Annotated in this window: 2 tRNA genes and 3 rRNA genes; all 5 read left to right on the top strand. The window is 51.7% G+C overall.

The window, feature by feature from the left end:
• The first annotated feature begins 333 nt into the window (after positions 1 to 333).
• The 5 genes from AD663_RS27965 (at position 334) to rrf (ending at position 5574) form a co-directional block, all read left to right on the top strand.
• A 16S ribosomal RNA gene (locus AD663_RS27965) occupies positions 334 to 1870 on the top strand.
• Between the two features lie 122 nt (positions 1871 to 1992).
• A tRNA-Ile gene (locus tag AD663_RS27960) sits at positions 1993 to 2069 on the top strand.
• Between the two features lie 10 nt (positions 2070 to 2079).
• A tRNA-Ala gene (locus tag AD663_RS27955) sits at positions 2080 to 2155 on the top strand.
• A 242-nt stretch (positions 2156 to 2397) separates the two neighbouring features.
• Positions 2398 to 5289, top strand: a 23S ribosomal RNA gene (locus AD663_RS27950).
• A gap of 169 nt (positions 5290 to 5458) precedes the next feature.
• Positions 5459 to 5574: ribosomal RNA gene (rrf, locus tag AD663_RS27945) — 5S ribosomal RNA — on the top strand.
• The 16S, 23S and 5S rRNA genes sit together here with 2 tRNA genes alongside, the layout of an rRNA operon.
• The last annotated feature ends 41 nt before the right edge of the window (positions 5575 to 5615 follow it).

Here is a 5615-nt window from a genome sequence, read left to right as displayed (position 1 = left end):
CGAGTAACGCTGTAGAATTCGCCTCCCGCTAACGAGAGATCGGAAGCGCAAGTGGTTGAAGTTGTTGATGTTTCCGAAGCGAAACTTTGAAAACTTCTGAAAATAACCGCTTGACAGCAACACCAGGCGCTGTAGAATGCGCGCCTCGGTTGAGACGAAAGAATCAACCCACCRCTCTTTAACAACTGAATCAAGCAATKCGTGTGGGTGCTTGTGKRRTCAGACTGCTAKTCAACAGATTATCAGCATCACAAGTTACTCCGCGAGAAATCAAAGATGTAACCAACGATTGCTGAGCCAAGTTTAGGGTTTTCTCAAAACCCAAAGATGTTTGAACTGAAGAGTTTGATCATGGCTCAGATTGAACGCTGGCGGCAGGCCTAACACATGCAAGTCGAGCGGTAGAGAGGTGCTTGCACCTCTTGAGAGCGGCGGACGGGTGAGTAATGCCTAGGAATCTGCCTGGTAGTGGGGGATAACGCTCGGAAACGGACGCTAATACCGCATACGTCCTACGGGAGAAAGCAGGGGACCTTCGGGCCTTGCGCTATCAGATGAGCCTAGGTCGGATTAGCTAGTTGGTGGGGTAATGGCTCACCAAGGCGACGATCCGTAACTGGTCTGAGAGGATGATCAGTCACACTGGAACTGAGACACGGTCCAGACTCCTACGGGAGGCAGCAGTGGGGAATATTGGACAATGGGCGAAAGCCTGATCCAGCCATGCCGCGTGTGTGAAGAAGGTCTTCGGATTGTAAAGCACTTTAAGTTGGGAGGAAGGGCATTAACCTAATACGTTAGTGTTTTGACGTTACCGACAGAATAAGCACCGGCTAACTCTGTGCCAGCAGCCGCGGTAATACAGAGGGTGCAAGCGTTAATCGGAATTACTGGGCGTAAAGCGCGCGTAGGTGGTTCGTTAAGTTGGATGTGAAATCCCCGGGCTCAACCTGGGAACTGCATTCAAAACTGTCGAGCTAGAGTATGGTAGAGGGTGGTGGAATTTCCTGTGTAGCGGTGAAATGCGTAGATATAGGAAGGAACACCAGTGGCGAAGGCGACCACCTGGACTGATACTGACACTGAGGTGCGAAAGCGTGGGGAGCAAACAGGATTAGATACCCTGGTAGTCCACGCCGTAAACGATGTCAACTAGCCGTTGGGAGCCTTGAGCTCTTAGTGGCGCAGCTAACGCATTAAGTTGACCGCCTGGGGAGTACGGCCGCAAGGTTAAAACTCAAATGAATTGACGGGGGCCCGCACAAGCGGTGGAGCATGTGGTTTAATTCGAAGCAACGCGAAGAACCTTACCAGGCCTTGACATCCAATGAACTTTCCAGAGATGGATGGGTGCCTTCGGGAACATTGAGACAGGTGCTGCATGGCTGTCGTCAGCTCGTGTCGTGAGATGTTGGGTTAAGTCCCGTAACGAGCGCAACCCTTGTCCTTAGTTACCAGCACGTTATGGTGGGCACTCTAAGGAGACTGCCGGTGACAAACCGGAGGAAGGTGGGGATGACGTCAAGTCATCATGGCCCTTACGGCCTGGGCTACACACGTGCTACAATGGTCGGTACAGAGGGTTGCCAAGCCGCGAGGTGGAGCTAATCCCACAAAACCGATCGTAGTCCGGATCGCAGTCTGCAACTCGACTGCGTGAAGTCGGAATCGCTAGTAATCGCGAATCAGAATGTCGCGGTGAATACGTTCCCGGGCCTTGTACACACCGCCCGTCACACCATGGGAGTGGGTTGCACCAGAAGTAGCTAGTCTAACCTTCGGGAGGACGGTTACCACGGTGTGATTCATGACTGGGGTGAAGTCGTAACAAGGTAGCCGTAGGGGAACCTGCGGCTGGATCACCTCCTTAATCGACGACCGCAGCTGCTTCATGAGCTCCCACACGAATTGCTTGATTCATTGAAGAAGACGATAGAAGCAGCTTTAAGCTCCAAGCTGATAGCTCACGCTAACAGTTACAAGCTCGAAATTGGGTCTGTAGCTCAGTTGGTTAGAGCGCACCCCTGATAAGGGTGAGGTCGGCAGTTCGAATCTGCCCAGACCCACCAATTTTGTTATGGGGCCATAGCTCAGCTGGGAGAGCGCCTGCCTTGCACGCAGGAGGTCAGCGGTTCGATCCCGCTTGGCTCCACCATAAACTGCTTCTGAAAGCTTAGAAATGAGCATTCCATCACGGTGATGATGAATGTTGATTTCTAGTCTTTTGATTAGATCGTTCTTTAAAAATTTGGGTATGTGATAGAAAGATAGACTGGACGTTACTTTCACTGGTAACGGATCAGGCTAAGGTAAAATTTGTGAGTTCTCTTAGTTGAGAAATTCGAATTTTCGGCGAATGTCGTCTTCACAGTATAACCAGATTGCTTGGGGTTATATGGTCAAGTGAAGAAGCGCATACGGTGGATGCCTTGGCAGTCAGAGGCGATGAAAGACGTGGTAGCCTGCGAAAAGCTTCGGGGAGTCGGCAAACAGACTTTGATCCGGAGATGTCTGAATGGGGGAACCCAGCCATCATAAGATGGTTATCTTGTACTGAATACATAGGTGCAAGAGGCGAACCAGGGGAACTGAAACATCTAAGTACCCTGAGGAAAAGAAATCAACCGAGATTCCCTTAGTAGTGGCGAGCGAACGGGGACTAGCCCTTAAGCTTCTTTGATTTTAGCGGAACGCTCTGGAAAGTGCGGCCATAGTGGGTGATAGCCCTGTACGCGAAAGGATCTTAGAAGTGAAATCGAGTAGGACGGAGCACGAGAAACTTTGTCTGAATATGGGGGGACCATCCTCCAAGGCTAAATACTACTGACTGACCGATAGTGAACTAGTACCGTGAGGGAAAGGCGAAAAGAACCCCGGAGAGGGGAGTGAAATAGATCCTGAAACCGTATGCGTACAAGCAGTGGGAGCCCACTTTGTTGGGTGACTGCGTACCTTTTGTATAATGGGTCAGCGACTTATTTTCAGTGGCGAGCTTAACCGAATAGGGGAGGCGTAGCGAAAGCGAGTCTTAATAGGGCGTCTAGTCGCTGGGAATAGACCCGAAACCGGGCGATCTATCCATGGGCAGGTTGAAGGTTGGGTAACACTAACTGGAGGACCGAACCGACTACCGTTGAAAAGTTAGCGGATGACCTGTGGATCGGAGTGAAAGGCTAATCAAGCTCGGAGATAGCTGGTTCTCCTCGAAAGCTATTTAGGTAGCGCCTCATGTATCACTGTAGGGGGTAGAGCACTGTTTCGGCTAGGGGGTCATCCCGACTTACCAAACCGATGCAAACTCCGAATACCTACAAGTGCCGAGCATGGGAGACACACGGCGGGTGCTAACGTCCGTCGTGAAAAGGGAAACAACCCAGACCGTCAGCTAAGGTCCCAAAGTTATGGTTAAGTGGGAAACGATGTGGGAAGGCTTAGACAGCTAGGAGGTTGGCTTAGAAGCAGCCACCCTTTAAAGAAAGCGTAATAGCTCACTAGTCGAGTCGGCCTGCGCGGAAGATGTAACGGGGCTCAAACCATACACCGAAGCTACGGGTATCACTTAGGTGATGCGGTAGAGGAGCGTTCTGTAAGCCTGTGAAGGTGAGTTGAGAAGCTTGCTGGAGGTATCAGAAGTGCGAATGCTGACATGAGTAACGACAATGGGTGTGAAAAACACCCACGCCGAAAGACCAAGGTTTCCTGCGCAACGTTAATCGACGCAGGGTTAGTCGGTCCCTAAGGCGAGGCTGAAAAGCGTAGTCGATGGAAAACAGGTTAATATTCCTGTACTTCTGGTTATTGCGATGGAGGGACGGAGAAGGCTAGGCCAGCTTGGCGTTGGTTGTCCAAGTTTAAGGTGGTAGGCTGGAATCTTAGGTAAATCCGGGATTCCAAGGCCGAGAGCTGATGACGAGTTACCCTTTGGGTGACGAAGTGGTTGATGCCATGCTTCCAAGAAAAGCTTCTAAGCTTCAGGTAACCAGGAACCGTACCCCAAACCGACACAGGTGGTTGGGTAGAGAATACCAAGGCGCTTGAGAGAACTCGGGTGAAGGAACTAGGCAAAATGGCACCGTAACTTCGGGAGAAGGTGCGCCGGTGAGGGTGAAGCACTTGCTGCGTAAGCCCACGCCGGTCGAAGATACCAGGCCGCTGCGACTGTTTATTAAAAACACAGCACTCTGCAAACACGAAAGTGGACGTATAGGGTGTGACGCCTGCCCGGTGCCGGAAGGTTAATTGATGGGGTTAGCTAACGCGAAGCTCTTGATCGAAGCCCCGGTAAACGGCGGCCGTAACTATAACGGTCCTAAGGTAGCGAAATTCCTTGTCGGGTAAGTTCCGACCTGCACGAATGGCGTAACGATGGCGGCGCTGTCTCCACCCGAGACTCAGTGAAATTGAAATCGCTGTGAAGATGCAGTGTATCCGCGGCTAGACGGAAAGACCCCGTGAACCTTTACTATAGCTTTGCACTGGACTTTGAATTTGCTTGTGTAGGATAGGTGGGAGGCTTTGAAGCGTGGACGCCAGTTCGCGTGGAGCCATCCTTGAAATACCACCCTGGCAACTTTGAGGTTCTAACTCAGGTCCGTTATCCGGATCGAGGACAGTGTATGGTGGGTAGTTTGACTGGGGCGGTCTCCTCCTAAAGAGTAACGGAGGAGTACGAAGGTGCGCTCAGACCGGTCGGAAATCGGTCGTAGAGTATAAAGGCAAAAGCGCGCTTGACTGCGAGACAGACACGTCGAGCAGGTACGAAAGTAGGTCTTAGTGATCCGGTGGTTCTGTATGGAAGGGCCATCGCTCAACGGATAAAAGGTACTCCGGGGATAACAGGCTGATACCGCCCAAGAGTTCATATCGACGGCGGTGTTTGGCACCTCGATGTCGGCTCATCACATCCTGGGGCTGAAGCCGGTCCCAAGGGTATGGCTGTTCGCCATTTAAAGTGGTACGCGAGCTGGGTTTAGAACGTCGTGAGACAGTTCGGTCCCTATCTGCCGTGGACGTTTGAGATTTGAGAGGGGCTGCTCCTAGTACGAGAGGACCGGAGTGGACGAACCTCTGGTGTTCCGGTTGTCACGCCAGTGGCATTGCCGGGTAGCTATGTTCGGGAAAGATAACCGCTGAAAGCATCTAAGCGGGAAACTTGCCTCAAGATGAGATCTCACTGGGACCTTGAGTCCCCTGAAGGGCCGTCGAAGACTACGACGTTGATAGGCAGGGTGTGTAAGCGCTGTGAGGCGTTGAGCTAACCTGTACTAATTGCCCGTGAGGCTTGACCATATAACACCCAAGCAATTTGCTTGCTTCGAGCTGAAAAGCGAACGAGCACCAGATTGCGGTGTGTGAAGACGAAACGAACCGAAAGTTCGAACGTCACAAAACACCGAAAAGCTATCACATACCCATTCGCTGGAACGTGACCGCAAGGCACGCGCTGGCTACCGAATTTCTTGACGACCATAGAGCATTGGAACCACCTGATCCCATCCCGAACTCAGCAGTGAAACGATGCATCGCCGATGGTAGTGTGGGGTTTCCCCATGTGAGAGTAGGTCATCGTCAAGATTAAATTCCGAAACCCCTATCTGCTGACGCAGGTAGGGGTT

It is taken from the genome of Pseudomonas sp. Q12-87, assembly GCF_001269755.1.
GTDB lineage: Bacteria > Pseudomonadota > Gammaproteobacteria > Pseudomonadales > Pseudomonadaceae > Aquipseudomonas > Aquipseudomonas fluorescens_S.
This window is presented reverse-complemented; position numbering and strand designations above follow the sequence as displayed.